Below are 14595 nucleotides of genomic sequence, written 5' to 3'. Positions count from 1 at the left end.
TGGGCCCCTGCTTGCGCAGGGGCGACGTGACTATTGAACGTCACTCCCAAACTCTGCGCCTCGGCGCGAAACCCTCCTTCAAAACCTCACCAATACCGCCTGCTCGCGATCTCGGCCCCCTGCGCCAGGGCCGCCAGCTTGGCCCACACCACCTCCGGATCGAGCCCGCCCGATCCGACGTGGATGCTGAACCCGCAATCCACCCCTGCGATCACATTCTCGCGCCCGACGATGTCGGCATAGCGGCCGATCCGGTCGGCGATCAGTTCGGGATGTTCGATATAGGTCGATTGCGGCTCGATCAGGCCGGGGCAGAGGATCTTGCCGTCGGGCAATGGTGCCGTTTCGAACAGGGCATATTCGTGCGCGTGGCGCGGGTTGGCCGCCTCCAGCAGCACGGTTGCCGGTTTCGCCGTCCACACCACGTCGAGGATCTCGGCCAGCGGCACGTCGCGATGATGCGGCCCCGGATAATTGCCCCAGCACAGGTGCATCCGCATCCGTTCGGCCGGGATGTTGCGCACCGCGTGGTTGAGTGCGGCGATGTTGAGCCCCATCGCCTTGCGGAAACCCGCCAGATCGAGGTCGGCATATTGCACGTGACGCCCCATCGCGAGATCGGGGCAATCGAGCTGGAGCATGATTCCGGCCTCGGCGATCGCCTCATATTCGTGCGCCAGCGCATCGGCGATCGCGAAGACATAGGCTTCGTGGCTCGGATAATGCTGGTTGCCGAAGAAAAGCGCGGTGACGCCTGGCGAGGCGGCGCTCATGAAGGTGGCGGTCTCCCCGGCGGCGGCGGCGAGCCGCCGGGCGTCTTCGCGCGGCGCCTCCATGTCCTTGACGCTGATCGGGCCGTCGCAGGCAGGGGCGCGTCGCTTCGCACGGCCGGTATCGGCGAACACCTTGGCGCGCGTGCCTGGGAAATCGTCGAGATCCTGGAAGCTGTAACTCCCGCTCGATCCGCCAAAGCCGTGGAGCCGGTCCTTGATGTAGGTGGCGTAGCTCGGCTTCGACATCTCGCCGTCGTTGACGATCGCGATGCCTGCCCCGGTCTGCCGCAAGACCATCTCGCGCACCGCATCGTCGACCGCGGCATCGAGTGCGCCCGACTCGATGTCCTCGCCCGCCTGCTGCGCGAACATCATCTGCATGAGACGCTCGGGGCGGGGCAGGCTGCCGGTATGGGTGGTCAGGAAGCGGTCTGTATTGCGCATTGTTTTCGGCCCTCTCTCGCCCTCCTTTACACCGCGCCCGCCGGCTCAAGTCAAAAGTCCGCGCGAGTTAGTTGACCAAGTCCATTGTGGCGCCATAAGACTGAGCGTGAAAACAGATAAGCCGCGAGAAGGATGTACGATGGGAAATAAGGCGAGGGCGGTGCTGGCATTTGCCGCCCTGCTGGCGATGCCGGCAATGGCTGATCCGATAACCAAGCCGGCGACGCCGGCGGATTATGCGGCGCTGGCGAAGCTTCCCGACTGGTCGGGTGTGTGGCAGCCCGTTTGGGGGAGCCTGTTCGCGTCGCGCGCGGCATCGACGCCGGTGTTGTTGCCCGGGCCGGCCAAGGCGCTTGCCGCGTTCGAGGAAGCGAAGAAAAAGGGCGAGAATCTCCAGACCGAACTCGCCAATTGCGTGCCGCCCGGCATGCCGCAAATCATGCGCATGCCTTATCCGATCGAATTCCTGTTCACCCCCGGCCGTGTGACCATCAATATCGAGACCGAGAGCCAGATGCGGCGCGTCTATACCGACGGGCGCCCGCTGCCGGACGATCCCGATCCCTATTTCAACGGCTGGTCGGTCGGCCATTGGGAGGGCGATACCCTTGTCGTCGACACCATCGGGCTCAACCCGAAGACGAGCCTGGTCCCCGGTGTCCACCCAAGCGAGAAGGCCGTGATTCAGGAGCGGATCCATCTTGTCGGGCCGGGCAAGATGCTGATCGTCACGACGATCACCGATCCGCTCGTGCTGGCCAAGCCGCTGGTGCTCGAGACCAACTACGTCCGCAAGCGCGATTGGCAGCTCAAGGAATATGTCTGCCAGGAGAATAACCACGACAAGGCCGACGAATTTGGCCGCCCGTCGTTCGATATCGCCAAGCATTAAGCGGCCGAGGCCGAAGGAGAGAATATGCGTTTCACATTCACCCGCCTCGCCGTTGCCGGCGCCGCCTTGCTGACCGCCGGTGCGGCGGTCGCCCATCATTCGACCGCGATGTTCTCGTGGGGCAAGGAGGTGAAGATCGCCTCTGCCACCGTCGAGCGGTGGGAATGGACCAACCCGCACACCTTCCTGTATGTGAAGGTTGGCGACGAGGAATGGGCGTTCGAGGGAATGAGCCCCAACCACCTTGGCCGGATCGGCTGGAGCAAGCGGACGCTGCAGCCGGGCGACAAGATCTCCCTGGTTTATTATCCGCTCAAGGATGGGCGCAAGGGCGGCTTCGATGTCGCCGTGACCTTGCCCAACGGCCAGACGCTCAAGCAGCTTTCGAGCCCGACCGACGATCCCAGCAAGACTCAGTGAAACGCATGCGCAGGCGTCGGTACGCTCCGACGCCTGCGGTGTCCTCGCTATCCGGCAGATTCTCCACCATAAGGCAGCGATCGACCGATCCGATCCTGGCACCGTGCGACTGAGAGATGCTTGTGCTCCCGCCAGCGAGGAGTGCGGCATGACATCACAGGCTTATCGACAATTTCGGGCGCGAGTGCGGCTCTGCGGCTGCTTTGCACTGGGATTGACGCTGACATGCTGCGGTTCGCAGGCCCAGCGCGATCGCAACAACGATGCGATGGATGCGCAACTCGAGGCGGCAAATGCGAGCATCGCAGAAACCGACGGCCGCGCGGCGGGCGCCCCCATCACGAGCGCAACTCAGGTCGGGCAGAGGATGCGGGCGGCATCGTCGCAGGCCCCACGCCCCTGAAGGCCCCGCGCTTGCCGAAGCAAAGTGGTCACGGTCTCGCAAAATGCGCCGAAACGAACCCGGTCGTGGAACCTTTGGTCACAAATTCCGGTTATGCGCTCCACGGGGCCCGTGTCCGTGCAAAGCTCTGGCCCCAAGCTTCAAGGACGCCCGCCGTGTTGCGTATCGGCGGGCGTTTCTGTGTCCGGCGTCAGAAGGGCGACATGGTGAAGCCGATCCAGCGGCCGAGCGCCACGATCGTCACCCAGATCACCATCGATATCAGCCCGGCCGCCTTGGCCGCGCCCGGCACCTTCGCATTGTTGTCCCACAGGCTGATGCCGCGCATCGTCATCAGGTGGAACACCGCCATGTTGAGCCCCGCTGCCAGCAGCATCACCATCTTCATGCGGAAAGCGAAATTGGCAAAATATTTGGCGGGTTGCGAACTGAACATCAGTGCGCCGCTGACGAACGCGATCGCGAACGCGATCCACGTCAGCGGCAGCAGCGCCTTGGTCAGCCGCGATACCGGATAGTTGGTCGACGCGAGGCCGACGAGCCGCAGGTCGACCAGGGCGATCGTGCCGACCACGATGGTGATCGCCATCACATGAACCACTTCGATCCACGGAAAGACGATGCCGTTCTCGCGAATCGTCGTGCCGATTGCGCTATCGTTGAGCGCGGTGAAAATCTGATCCAGCATCGCCTATCCTTCAGCCGCCATAGTAGGCGATCCAGCGACCGCACGAGATTACCGCCATCCACAGGAGCACGATCAGCACGGCCAGCCCACGTTCGCTGCCCGTCACACGATCGTGGCGATGCTGCAGCCGGGTTGCGAGCCACCACACGAGCAGGCCATCGATCGCCACGAGCAGCATCTTGAGCTGGAAGACCGGGCTCAGCAGCGAGCGGGCGGGTTCGCCGACGATCAGGATCGCGCCGCTCACCAGCAGCACCAGCAGCGACCAGCCGATCCAGCGGTTGAGCCGGCGGCCCCATTGCGCGGGCGACCAGTCGATCCCCGATGCCCCGATCGCGCGCAGCGACAGGACCATCGAGGACGAAAAGACGAAGCCGATCGCGAGGATATGGACCGTCTGCACGGTCGGCACGATCCAGCCCTGATCCTGCATCGTCGTGTGCAACGGCCATGTCTCAAGCCAGCGGCACAGCGACCCCAGCGCTTTCGATAACGACATCATCCCTCCGACGGTCCCGATCTTATCCTGAGGACCGAATCAACTATGGCCTATCATCCGGGGAGACAATGTCCACTGCGTGGCGCAGCCGGGGCAGGTAAATTTGTTCGTCGCAACCGTGCCGCGAGCCTTGCGGATGGCGGAAACGGCCCGAGCCGACGGCAACCGCCTGGAAGTGCCGGTGTCCGATACCCGGCTTCCGGGGTGCCGAGACAAGAGATAGGGCGCGTAGAGCGTTGAACCCGCCGACGGCGGATGCCAGGGGGCGGCGCAAAGAGCGAACGGGGCTGCCTTGGCGATACTGACCATCACTTTGCCGATCTTTCTGTTGATCGGCCTCGGCTATGTCTGTGCATGGCGCCGCCTGTTCACGCCCGATCAGGTGCGGGGCATGGGCCGCTTCGTCATCACCATCGCCCTGCCGGCGCTATTGTTCCGCGCGCTGGTCCAGCAGCAACTGCGCGATGTGCTCGAATGGCGCTATCTCCTCGTTTATGCGCTGGGGTCGCTCGCCTTGCTGATCGGCGGATTCCTCTACGCGCGCATCGTGCACAAGCAGGGCGTCACGTCGGCAGCATTGCGTGGCTTCGGCATGAGCGTGTCGAATAACGGTTTCATCGGCTTTCCCATGGCGATGCAACTGATCGGACCGCACGCGGCCGTCCCGCTGGCGCTGACTTACATCGTCGAAAACCTGGTGATGCTGCCGACCGTTCTGGCGCTGGCCGAAAGCGGGCAGGCGGGGCATGCGCCGGTGGGAATCCTCGCCAGGCGAATCGGCCTGGGTCTGGTCAAGTCGCCGTTGGTCATCGCCATCGTTACCGCATGCATTGGCCTCGTGATCGGGATTCATCCGATCGGCCCGCTCGCCAAGGTCATCGATCTCCTGGCGGGTGCCTCGGCTCCGGTCGCGTTGCTGGTGATCGGCGCGAGCCTGTTCGGGTTGAGCGCCAAGGGGATGATGCGGCCGGTGCTGGAGATCTCCGCCGCCAAGCTGCTGATCCACCCGCTGGCCATGATCGGCTTACTCATGCTGATCCCGATCGCCGACAAGGATTTGCGCCATACGGTGATTCTGCTCGCAACCATCCCGATGCTGAGTATCTATCCGATCATCGCGCAGCGTTATGGCGAAGAGAAATTCTGCGGGGCGGCCTTGCTCGTGACCACGGCATTGGCCTTTGCAACCGTGAGCGGCTGGGTCTGGCTGCTTCAGGCGGGATATCTGGGATGAACCGAGAACGTTTCGCGTTCGCGATCGACGCGACCGACGGCAAGGCGCGCACTGGCCGCATTACGATGCTGCGGGGCGAGATCCGTACGCCGGCCTTCATGCCGGTCGGCACCGCCGGCACGGTCAAGGCGATGCGCCCGGCCGAGGTGCGCGAGACCGGGGCCGACATCATCCTCGGCAATACCTATCACCTCATGCTCCGCCCCGGTGCGGAGCGGGTGGCGCGGCTCGGCGGCCTCCACGCATTTTCCGGCTGGGAACGCCCGATCCTGACCGACAGCGGCGGCTATCAGGTGATGAGCCTTTCCGCGCTGACCAAGCGCAGCGAGCAAGGGGTGGCGTTCAAGAGTCATCTCGACGGATCGGCGCATATGCTGAGCCCCGAACGATCGATGGAGATCCAGCGCCTGCTCGGATCGGATATCGTCATGGCGTTCGACGAACTGGTGCCGACCACCTCGACACGGGAGGTCCAGGCCGCGGCGATGGAGCGCTCGATGCGCTGGGCGCGCCGCTCACGCGCGGCCTTCGATGCGGGTGGCGACCATGCCGATCGCGCGGCCCTGTTCGGCATCCAGCAGGGCGCACTCGACGAAGGGCTGCGCAAGGCTTCGGCCGATGCCCTGCTCGATATCGGTTTCGACGGCTATGCGGTCGGCGGGCTGGCGGTGGGGGAGGGGCAGGAGGCGATGTTCGCCTGCCTCGATTATGCGCCGGGCCAGCTCGATCCCTACAAGCCGCGTTACCTGATGGGGGTGGGCAAGCCCGACGATATCGTCGGTGCGGTCGAGCGCGGCATCGACATGTTCGATTGCGTGCTGCCGACGCGAAGCGGTCGCAACGGGCAGGCATTCACCTGGGATGGCCCGATCAACCTGCGCAATGCGAAGTGGGCCGAGGATCTGGGGCCGATCGATCCGGATTCGCCGGCGGCAGGATGGAGCCGGGCCTATATCCATCATCTGATCAAGAGCGGCGAAATGCTGGGAGCGATGCTCCTGACCCAGCACAATTTGTGGTTCTACCAGCAGGTCATGGCCGGCTTGCGGGATGCGATCGCGGTTGGCCAATTGACCGAATGGGCCAATCGGTTCCGCGCACGCTACCTCGGCTGAGTCTCGATGTCCGTCACGAGCAGTCGCCGCCACGAGGCGAAGTCTCGAAACGGGATCGGAGCAGCGAACATCAGCCCGGCAGTGCCAGCACGCGACCAGCGGACCAGCGCGCGTTTGCGATCCAGTGATGGCAGCCACAGGTCGCAGGTCATGTCGGGACGGAAGGCCATATCGACCAGCACCTTGGCGCCCGACAGCGAGATATCCACCACCTGAATATCGACATCGTCCTCGCCGCTGCGCAATCGGCCCCGTAGATCCACCGTGATCCGCGACGGGCGAATGCGGCCGAGTCCATCGGCAAATCTCGAGCGCGACAACACGCCCTCGACCGATACCATGTCGGCGAAGGCTACCCCGATGAACGCGCCATGCGCCCATACCACCGCGCCCGAAGCGGCATGGCCCGTTCGGAATTCCACGGTGACGCTCTCGCCGATCGCCACCGGATGATAGATTTCCGCCTTCACGCCGTTGGGGGATATATCGCGCAGGATGCACAATTCCTCGTGTCGGCGGGTGATGATCTTGGCGATCTGCAGGACGGTGGTGAGGCGGATATTGCCTCGCCGATCGGCCGCTTCCCCGGGCGACGCGCTCGTGGGGGCCTGTTCAGCCACAGTCCCGGATGCACGCGTGGTGCGCTGCTTCCCCACCATAACCTCGATCCCGGCCACTGGCGGTGGCCATTCCCCGCCGCCCCCGGCACCGATCTCCCCTGCACGAGGAAATCAAAACGGTCGCCGCGCTGAAGCGACTGCCGTTTCTAACCTTCAATATTTACCCAAGGCTTAAGAAGGGGTGCTCAATCTTCGGCGAGCGAGCCGAAACCGTGCGAGAGGAAGGCGGGGATCGGTCCGTTCCAGCCGTCATCGGCCGGCTCGGCATCGCGCGCCTGCCGGCGATCGTCGCGGCGGGGCTCGGGCTGGCGGTCGCGGCCGCGCGGTTCTGGCGAACGCTCGACCGGCCGGGGCGCCTCTTCTGCAGGAGCGGCCGCGGGCGCGGACGCCTTGGCGGGCCCGCGCCGATCGCCACGCTTGCTGCGCGACGGCCGGGGCTCTTCGTTCGCGGGCTCAGCCTCGGCCTCGATCGCGTCGGCGCGCTTGACGCGCGGGATTTTGAAGCCGGTCAGCTTCTCGATATTATCGACCGCCTCGGCATCGTCGGGGGTCACGAGAGTGAAGGCCTTGCCGGTCGCGCCGGCACGGCCGGTGCGGCCGATGCGGTGCACATAATCGTCCGGATGCCATGGCACGTCGAAATTGAAGACGTGGCTGACGCCCTTGATGTCGAGCCCGCGCGCCGCGACGTCCGATGCTACCAGCACGTTGATCTCGCCGGTCTTGAACCGGTCGAGCTCGCGCAGCCGCTCCGATTGCTCCATGTCGCCATGGATCTGGCTGGCGGCGAAGCCCGACCGCCGCAGCGATTCGGCCAGCTCGCGCACCATCGTCTTGCGGTTCGAGAAGATGATCGCGGTCTTGACGTCGTCGGCGCGCAGCAACTCGCGCAAGGTTTCGCGCTTGCCGCGCGCGCTGGTCTCGACCAGCGCCTGCTCGATCTGGGTATTGGCCGATGCGGGCCGTGAAACCTCGACCTGCTTGGGGTTCGAGAGGAACTTGTCGGCCAGCTTCTTGATCGGCGCCGGCATGGTGGCGGAGAAAAGCAGGGTCTGGCGGGTTGCCGGCAGCTTGGTGCAGATTTCCTCGATATCCGGGATGAAGCCCATGTCGAGCATGCGATCGGCCTCGTCGATCACCAGGATCGAACAGCCCGAGAGCAGTATCTTGCCGCGTTGGAACAGGTCCATCAGCCGGCCCGGCGTAGCGATCAGCACGTCGACACCCTTGGCGAGTGCCTTGACCTGATCGCCCATCTGCACGCCGCCGATCAGCAGCGCCATGCTGAGCTTGTGATATTTCCCGTATTTCTCGAAATTCTCGGCGACCTGCGCGGCGAGTTCACGCGTCGGCTCGAGAATCAGGCTGCGCGGCATCATCGCGCGGCTGCGCCCATGCGCGAGGATGTCGATCATCGGCAGCACGAAGCTGGCGGTCTTGCCGGTGCCGGTCTGCGCGATCCCGATCAGGTCGCGGTTCATCAGCACAGGCGGGATGGCAGCCGCCTGGATCGGCGTGGGTTCGGTGTAGCCCGAATCCTCTATCGCGTGGAGCAATTCATCGGAAAGGCCGAGATCGGCAAAGGGCATAAGCGTCCGGGCAATGGGGCCGGGCACGCGACAATGGCGCCCGCGTCCATTGCGGGGCTAAGGGATAAAGAGGCCATGATGTCAAGTAAAACGGCTATTTCGCCGGCACGAGCTTCCTGAATTTGTCGATCGCGCACTCGCCGCCGGCCCGGTCGCGGACGATATCGCGCCCGGCGCAGATCTTTCCGTCCTTGTTGGGGACGACATAGAATCCCGAATAATAGTCCAGCCCCGGGCAAGATCGCTGGAAGCGCATCCGGGTACGGTCGCTGCCGCGGAGTGCGATATCGACGCTGTTGGCGACGATCACCGCGGTCCCCTGGATATCCGACAGGTTGATGCAGTGAGGGCCCTTCTTTTCGACCCAGGTCGTGATGGTCGGAACGCGCGCCGCCTCGATGCGGACGACGACCCTCGAATGAAACGTGACCTGGGCGAACTGGAGCCCCTGCGGCTGAATCGGTGATGACGGGGCAGGCGGCGCGGCGACGGATGCGCTGCTGGCCAGCAACAGCCCGACAAGCAGCGGAAAGGTCACGATTCTGAATCCATGGTCGAGGCCCGTGCAACAAGCAGCGGCTTGAATGCCGGATGAACTGGCGACGTATCGTGCGCGCCGTCTATAGCATGGCACATGACCTGTGTTCCCGATGCAACGCTGCTTGGCGCTCTCGAACGCCGTTTGGGCCCAAAAGGGTTCACTACCGATACGGATGCGATGGCACCCTGGCTGACCGATTGGCGCGGGCGCGTGACCGGGGCGGCTGCCGCCTTGCTCTCGCCGGCGAATGTGGATGAGGTGGCCGATGTCGTGCGGCTCGCCGCACGCGCAGGTGTGGCTTTGGTGCCGCAAGGCGGGAACACATCGATGGTGGCGGGTGCTACGCCGCCGGCCGACGGCAGCGCCTTGCTAGTGTCGCTGCGGCGGATGAACGCAATCCGCTCGATCCTGCCCGACGACAATGTCGCGATTGCGGAAGCCGGCGTGGTGCTGGCGGACCTTCACGAAGCGGCCGAGGCGATCGGCCGCCGCTTCCCGCTCAGCCTTGCCGCCAAAGGGAGCGCCACGATCGGCGGACTGGTTTCGACCAACGCGGGCGGCACGCAGGTTTTGCGTTTCGGCACGATGCGCGCACAGGTGCTGGGCATCGAGGCGGTGCTGCCCGATGGCGAAATATTCGAGGGCCTGTCGGCGCTGCGCAAGGACAATCGCGGCTATGACCTGCGCCAGTTGCTGGTGGGGGCGGAGGGCACGCTTGGGATCGTCACTGCGGCGAGCCTGCGGCTCATCCCGGCCATCGGGGCGCGAGCGGTCGCATGGGTCGGGCTCGCCACACCGCAGGCGGCTCTGGCCTTGTTGCGGCAGCTGGAGGCAACCACCGGTGAGGCGATCGAGAGTTTCGAGATCGTGCCGCGTACCGCACTGGATCTGGTCCTCCGGCATATCCCCGGCACGCGTGCACCACTTGCGGGCACGCATGCCTGGCATGTCCTGATCGAGGCGACCGCGCCATCGGGTGCGCCCGATCCGGGCGAGGCGCTGGGTGCCGCCCTCGGCGCCGCGATCGAGGCGGGACGGATCGAAGATGCGGCGCTCGCTACCAGCGAAGCCCAGGCCGAGGCCTTGTGGAAGCTGCGCGAGTTCGATCTCCGAGGCGGAACGAGTCGATGGCATGGCGGCCAAGCACGACATTTCGGTTGCGGTCTCCCAGATGCCCGCCTTCCTCGATGAAGGGCGCGAAGCGGTCGAAGCGCGGTTTCCCGGGGTGCGCGTGATCGCGTTCGGGCATCTTGGCGACGGTAACGTTCATTTCAACGTCCGCGCGCCCGAAGGCGTCGACGATCGCGCATGGTTCAGACAGGAGGGCGCGGCGATCAGCAGCTTCGTCCATGAATTGGTGACCGCACAAGGCGGCTCGCTTTCGGCCGAACATGGCATCGGCCAGACCAGGCTGGCCGATTTCGCGCGCACGGCCTCACCCGTGCGTCTGGCGGCGCTGCGCGCGATCAAGGCTGCGCTCGATCCGGGCCTGATCATGAACCCCGGCAAGTTGGTGCCGATGGCGCACGCGGTTGCGCCCGTTGCCGCAAGCCAATAAGGGGCGACCGATCCACCTTTGAGCCGGCGTGCGCGTCGCCCGGCCGCATTCGTCCAGGAGAGTAGCTGCATGGCGAGCGTTCCCCAGGCCCAGGGCCTGCCGCTTCTGTATAACGATCTGATCCCGCTCTCGAAGCTCGATCATGCCAATTACAAGGTTAAGGGGCATGACGATTTCCGGATCGTCGCCAACGTCCATGCGATACCGCTGACGACCGACGAGTTCACCGTCGCGATGCGTTTCTATCCGATCATCTTTTCGGCGGGCCCGGATCCCGTGCCGCTGGCGCTGATGGGTCTGAACGAGGGCGTGAACGTGTTCGTCGACGAAGACAACAAGCTCAATCCGCCGAACACCTATCTGCCGGCCTATCTGCGCCGCTATCCGTTCATGCTCGCCCGGCTCAACCCGCAGAGCGACGAAATGTCGCTGTGCTTCGATCCGCAATCGGGACTGCTCGGCGAGACCGAGGAAGGGCTCGCGCTGTTCGAGAACGGCGAATCGACCCAGCAGGTGACCGACACGCTCGCATTCTGCGAGCAGTTCGAGATGGGCGCCCAGCGCACCGGGCAGTTCATGAAGGACCTGCTCGAGACTGGCCTGCTCGAGGATGGCGAAGTCAGTATCCAGCATCCCAACGTCGCGAACCCCTATATCTATCGCGGCTTCCAGATGGTGAACGAGGAAAAGCTGCGTGAACTGCGCGGCGATCAGCTGCGCAAGATGAACCAGAACGGCATGCTCGTCCTGCTTCACGCACACCTCTTTTCGCTCAACCTGATGACCGAGGTCTTCAATCGCCAGATGGAGCAGGGCAAGGTGCCGCCGCAGGTCCAGTTGAACTGACCCGCACATAGTTGCGTTCGCAAAGGCGGTCCCTGCGGGGGCCGCCTTTTTCGTTTCCCGACGTCCCGATGATTGCATTCAAAACGGTGCAAAAGATTGGCGGAGCGCATCCGGCGTTTCGTCCGATTCGGACAGGCTGGATAGCGGCCAGACCGACTGCTAAATATCTCGCAGAGCGTGCTTTTTGCCGGGGGTGCGGCAATTTGACGCTTTTCCTTCCGGGAATAGGACGCTGGATCCTGCTCCCGATCGGGGATGCAAAAATGTCGCACACGGCTTGAAACTTTTCGCGGCGTGATTATTTCTAACCGTGATGCCTCGCCGTGTTCCCCTTTCGCGGCCGGGCATTAGCGCGCTTCGGCGCGCTTCCTCCCTGAACCTTGGCCACTCCGTGCATAGCACGGGGTGGCTTTTTCTTTCCGACGGTTCCGACGGCTATTCGGCGGCAATGTCGAGCGACGGGCGTGTCGCTTCGATCGCGGCCTGCGCCAGGGTGGCGATCAGCGCGCGCACAGGCTCCAGCCCGGGCGATATCGCCCGCATATCGCGCAGCAGATAGAGCGAACGATCGACCTCGATCTGGATGGCATGCACGCCTCGCGCGGGCTGGCCATGACGCTCGATCGCGTGTGCCCCGGCGTAAGGCGCGTTGATCGCGGCCGTATAGCCCTCTGCGCGTGCTACCGCGGCCAACCGCGCCGCCAATCCGTGCGCCGCGGTTCGGCCATGGCGATCGCCGATCACGATCCGGGCCGGGCGAAGCCCCGGCAAGGGGGGCATCGAATGGCAATCGAGCAGCACCGCATGGCCATGCCGGAGCAAGGCATCGTCGAGCGCGCGTGCAATCGCCGCGTGATAGGGCGCATGCACCTCACCGATGCGCCGCGCCGCCGCCGCGGGGGAGGGGCCTGTCCGCCACAGATCGCGCCGTCCGATGCGGCGTGGGATCAGCCCCAGCCCCGATCGGGCACGGGCGGTCGCAGACGGCCCGCTCCCCGGCGGATTGCGCAGGGCGGGATCGAGATCCTCCTCGGAACGATTGAGATCGATCCAGGCGCGCGCGGCGCGGGCAACGATCGCCACCGCACCCTGCGCCACGGCGCACGCGATCAACAGATCGGCGTGGCGATCCTCAAGCTCCTCCAGTTGGCCACGGGGCACCGCGCTGTCGGCGAGCAGTTCGTCGGGATAGATGCGTCCGGCGTGGGGGACGGCGATGACGAGCGGCGTCGCCGCGAAGCCCGGCCCCAGCCGATCGAACCATGGTGGTGATTGCCCGTCGGAAATGCGTCCGCCCATCACCTCCTGCTAGCCGCCGGGCAGGTCTCGCGAAAGTGGCAAAAGCGGCGCGAAATGGTTAATATTTGCCAGTAACCGCGCTAGAGTTTGTTAACTATCTGACCCCTATAGAGGCTCCCGTGCTCGTGCGTGGTGCGCAGGTACATGGAGATATCGATGATCCGCATTCTGCTCGCCGAAGACGAAGAGTCGATGCGAGTTTACATCAAGCGCTCTCTCGAGCGGACGGGTTACAGCGTGACCGCGGTCGATCGCGGCACGGAAGCGCTCAAGATGCTCGAGCAGGAATTGTTCGATCTGCTCCTGACCGACATCGTCATGCCCGAGCTGGACGGCATCGAACTCGCCCAGCGGGTGGCGGTGATGTATCCGGCGATGCGCGTCATGTTCATCACCGGCTTTGCCGCGGTGGCGCTGCAGAACAGCGCGATGCCGCGCGAGGCCAAGGTCCTGTCCAAGCCATTCCACCTGCGCGATCTCGTCAACGAGGTCGATCGCATTTTCCAGCTCGGCAGCGCCGCCGACATTTAACTTGGGCGAGCGGGTTGCATGCCCGGCACGGCTTCGCTAGGAGCGCCGGACCCCGTTTCCGGGTCGATTCATTTTCCTTGGTGGTGAGTGATCGGCCCAGTGGGCGTGTAGCTCAGTGGTAGAGCACTGTGTTGACATCGCAGGGGTCGCAAGTTCAATCCTTGCCACGCCCACCAGAATAAGGCCGCCGACCCTGACGGGTCAGCGGCCTTTTTCATTTCCCGATCCCGGCCTGGTCGCGCTCAGCTCCTCGGCCGCGATATTCTGTAACGCTTTGATCCACACGGGCGCGATGCCGAGCGCGTTGCCCGCCAGTTCGGTCTCGCCGAGCGTGCGCGGGTCGAGCCCGGTGACGCGGCCGAAGATCATCAGCGCCGAGAGATAATAGCCCTCCACGCTCGCGTGATATTGGTCCCACGTCCACAAATCGATCTTGCCGAACGCGATGCCATCATAAGGATTGTCGTCGGCCAGCCCGGCCTGGATCGCGCGATTCCATGCGAGCCCGACAGGGACCGTTCCGACGATATCGGGATTTCTGCGCACGGCCAGCGCATTGGCGGCGTCGATATCCTGCGCCATGCGCGTGATCGGCTTGCCATACCAATGCCCGCCGGGCCGAAAGGTCAGATCCGCGCGCGACCAGGTCGAGACCAGTTCGACCCGCACCTGCGGATTCTGGGCCCTGAACATCGCCGCCAGTTCGGCCGCGGCCTGGATATGGCGCGTCGGATCGCCGGGACGGGCGGGATCGAGCGTGCTGAAGCCCTGTAGCATCACCACATCCCACTTGCCGGCGAGCTCGCGCTGCTTGTCGGCATAATGGAAGGCCAGGTCCCGGCCGGGCGATGTCTCCAGGCTGACCTGCCAGTCGAGCCCCGCTTCGCGCGCAAAGGTCGCGAACAGCGCGGGGACGCCGCCGATATGCTCGTCATTCAGATCGGTCACATAATCGGGATGATAGATGCGCACCGCCGATCCGCCGCCGAAGGTGAAGCTGTTGCCGACGAACAGGATCGTCTTGGCGGAGGCCGGCGACGCGAGCAGGGCCAGCGCCGCGAGCAAGGCGGAACGATAAAGGTGCAAGTCGTGGCCCCCTGAGCATGCGAAACCTGCCCCCGCAGGTCGGGGGTCAATACGCGC

General features: G+C 64.6%; 14 protein-coding genes, 1 tRNA gene and 1 pseudogene. 8 read left to right on the top strand and 8 right to left on the bottom strand.

Annotated features, from left to right (window positions below):
• Nucleotides 1–86: 86 nt before the first annotated feature.
• Nucleotides 87–1217 carry a cobalamin-independent methionine synthase II family protein gene (locus tag AB4Z44_RS11580; protein WP_404714179.1) on the bottom strand — a complete coding sequence of 377 codons (1131 nt, stop codon included), beginning with the start codon at nt 1215–1217 and terminating at the stop codon, nt 87–89.
• 160 nt (nt 1218–1377) lie between these two features.
• Between AB4Z44_RS11580 and AB4Z44_RS11575 the strand changes: the two genes are divergently transcribed.
• Both AB4Z44_RS11575 and AB4Z44_RS11570 read left to right on the top strand, forming a co-directional pair.
• Nucleotides 1378–2109, top strand: a complete 732-nt coding sequence (locus AB4Z44_RS11575; RefSeq protein WP_404714178.1) for a hypothetical protein — start codon at nt 1378–1380, stop codon at nt 2107–2109.
• 24 nt (nt 2110–2133) lie between these two features.
• Nucleotides 2134–2529: a DUF6152 family protein gene (locus tag AB4Z44_RS11570; RefSeq protein WP_404714177.1), complete on the top strand. Its 396-nt coding sequence runs from the start codon at nt 2134–2136 to the stop codon at nt 2527–2529.
• A 593-nt stretch (nt 2530–3122) separates the two neighbouring features.
• Here AB4Z44_RS11570 and AB4Z44_RS11565 read toward each other — a convergent pair.
• Together AB4Z44_RS11565 and AB4Z44_RS11560 are read right to left on the bottom strand one after the other, a co-directional pair.
• On the bottom strand, nt 3123–3620 hold the full coding sequence (locus tag AB4Z44_RS11565) for a DUF6644 family protein (RefSeq protein WP_404714176.1): 498 nt from the start codon (nt 3618–3620) through the stop codon (nt 3123–3125).
• 10 nt (nt 3621–3630) lie between these two features.
• Nucleotides 3631–4119, bottom strand: a complete 489-nt coding sequence (locus AB4Z44_RS11560) for a hypothetical protein (RefSeq protein ID WP_404714175.1) — start codon at nt 4117–4119, stop codon at nt 3631–3633.
• 292 nt (nt 4120–4411) lie between these two features.
• Here AB4Z44_RS11560 and AB4Z44_RS11555 point away from each other — a divergent pair, with 292 nt between their 5' ends.
• The gene (locus tag AB4Z44_RS11555; protein WP_404714174.1) at nt 4412–5353 is read left to right on the top strand and encodes an AEC family transporter; all 942 of its coding nucleotides are present in this window, start codon (nt 4412–4414) and stop codon (nt 5351–5353) included.
• On the top strand, nt 5350–6468 hold the full coding sequence (gene tgt / locus AB4Z44_RS11550; protein WP_404714173.1) for a tRNA guanosine(34) transglycosylase Tgt: 1119 nt from the start codon (nt 5350–5352) through the stop codon (nt 6466–6468). The genes AB4Z44_RS11555 and tgt overlap by 4 nt, the downstream gene beginning before the upstream one ends.
• On the opposite strand, the gene AB4Z44_RS11545 is transcribed toward tgt, so the two are convergent.
• The 3 genes from AB4Z44_RS11545 to AB4Z44_RS11535 form a co-directional block, all read right to left on the bottom strand.
• Nucleotides 6456–7088 carry a PilZ domain-containing protein gene (locus tag AB4Z44_RS11545; RefSeq protein WP_404714172.1) on the bottom strand — a complete coding sequence of 211 codons (633 nt, stop codon included), beginning with the start codon at nt 7086–7088 and terminating at the stop codon, nt 6456–6458. The two genes, tgt and AB4Z44_RS11545, sit on opposite strands and share 13 nt — an antisense overlap.
• A 185-nt stretch (nt 7089–7273) precedes the next feature.
• Nucleotides 7274–8677: a DEAD/DEAH box helicase gene (locus tag AB4Z44_RS11540; protein ID WP_404714171.1), complete on the bottom strand. Its 1404-nt coding sequence runs from the start codon at nt 8675–8677 to the stop codon at nt 7274–7276.
• Between the two features lie 94 nt (nt 8678–8771).
• Nucleotides 8772–9215, bottom strand: coding sequence for a hypothetical protein (locus tag AB4Z44_RS11535; RefSeq protein ID WP_404714170.1), 444 nt, complete (start codon nt 9213–9215; stop codon nt 8772–8774).
• A 180-nt stretch (nt 9216–9395) separates the two neighbouring features.
• Here AB4Z44_RS11535 and AB4Z44_RS11530 point away from each other — a divergent pair.
• Nucleotides 9396–10776, top strand: a pseudogene (locus AB4Z44_RS11530) (FAD-binding oxidoreductase).
• Nucleotides 10777–10845: 69 nt separating this feature from the next.
• Complete coding sequence (locus tag AB4Z44_RS11525) at nt 10846–11622, top strand: SapC family protein (protein ID WP_404714169.1); 777 nt, start codon at nt 10846–10848, stop codon at nt 11620–11622.
• Between the two features lie 435 nt (nt 11623–12057).
• Here AB4Z44_RS11525 and AB4Z44_RS11520 read toward each other — a convergent pair whose 3' ends face one another.
• A complete protein-coding gene (locus AB4Z44_RS11520) occupies nt 12058–12921 on the bottom strand; it encodes an N-formylglutamate amidohydrolase (protein ID WP_404714168.1) in 864 nt (287 codons plus the stop codon).
• A 156-nt stretch (nt 12922–13077) separates the two neighbouring features.
• Between AB4Z44_RS11520 and cpdR the strand changes: the two genes are divergently transcribed.
• Nucleotides 13078–13452 (top strand): cell cycle two-component system response regulator CpdR, encoded by a 375-nt coding sequence (gene cpdR, locus AB4Z44_RS11515; RefSeq protein WP_404714167.1) that lies wholly within the window; start codon nt 13078–13080, stop codon nt 13450–13452.
• A 101-nt stretch (nt 13453–13553) separates the two neighbouring features.
• Nucleotides 13554–13628 (top strand) — tRNA-Val (locus AB4Z44_RS11510).
• Nucleotides 13629–13653: 25 nt separating this feature from the next.
• Here AB4Z44_RS11510 and AB4Z44_RS11505 read toward each other — a convergent pair.
• A complete protein-coding gene (locus tag AB4Z44_RS11505) occupies nt 13654–14538 on the bottom strand; it encodes a PEP-CTERM sorting domain-containing protein (protein ID WP_404714166.1) in 885 nt (294 codons plus the stop codon).
• Nucleotides 14539–14595 lie beyond the last annotated feature (57 nt).

Origin of the sequence: Sphingomonas sp. MMS24-J13 (assembly GCF_044905095.1) — a bacterium.
Lineage (GTDB): Bacteria > Pseudomonadota > Alphaproteobacteria > Sphingomonadales > Sphingomonadaceae > Sphingomonas_I.
This window is presented reverse-complemented; position numbering and strand designations above follow the sequence as displayed.

Excerpts from the sequence above, each read along its gene's own strand:
- AB4Z44_RS11580 (WP_404714179.1), bottom strand. The coding sequence starts at position 1,217 with ATGCGCAATACAGACCGCTTCCTGACCACCCATACCGGCAGCCTGCCC.
- AB4Z44_RS11520 (WP_404714168.1), bottom strand. The coding sequence starts at position 12,921 with ATGGGCGGACGCATTTCCGACGGGCAATCACCACCATGGTTCGATCGG.
- tgt (WP_404714173.1), top strand. The coding sequence starts at position 5,350 with ATGAACCGAGAACGTTTCGCGTTCGCGATCGACGCGACCGACGGCAAG.
- AB4Z44_RS11560 (WP_404714175.1), bottom strand. The coding sequence starts at position 4,119 with ATGTCGTTATCGAAAGCGCTGGGGTCGCTGTGCCGCTGGCTTGAGACA.
- AB4Z44_RS11570 (WP_404714177.1), top strand. The coding sequence starts at position 2,134 with ATGCGTTTCACATTCACCCGCCTCGCCGTTGCCGGCGCCGCCTTGCTG.
- cpdR (WP_404714167.1), top strand. The coding sequence starts at position 13,078 with ATGATCCGCATTCTGCTCGCCGAAGACGAAGAGTCGATGCGAGTTTAC.
- AB4Z44_RS11540 (WP_404714171.1), bottom strand. The coding sequence starts at position 8,677 with ATGCCCTTTGCCGATCTCGGCCTTTCCGATGAATTGCTCCACGCGATA.
- AB4Z44_RS11565 (WP_404714176.1), bottom strand. The coding sequence starts at position 3,620 with ATGCTGGATCAGATTTTCACCGCGCTCAACGATAGCGCAATCGGCACG.
- AB4Z44_RS11525 (WP_404714169.1), top strand. The coding sequence starts at position 10,846 with ATGGCGAGCGTTCCCCAGGCCCAGGGCCTGCCGCTTCTGTATAACGAT.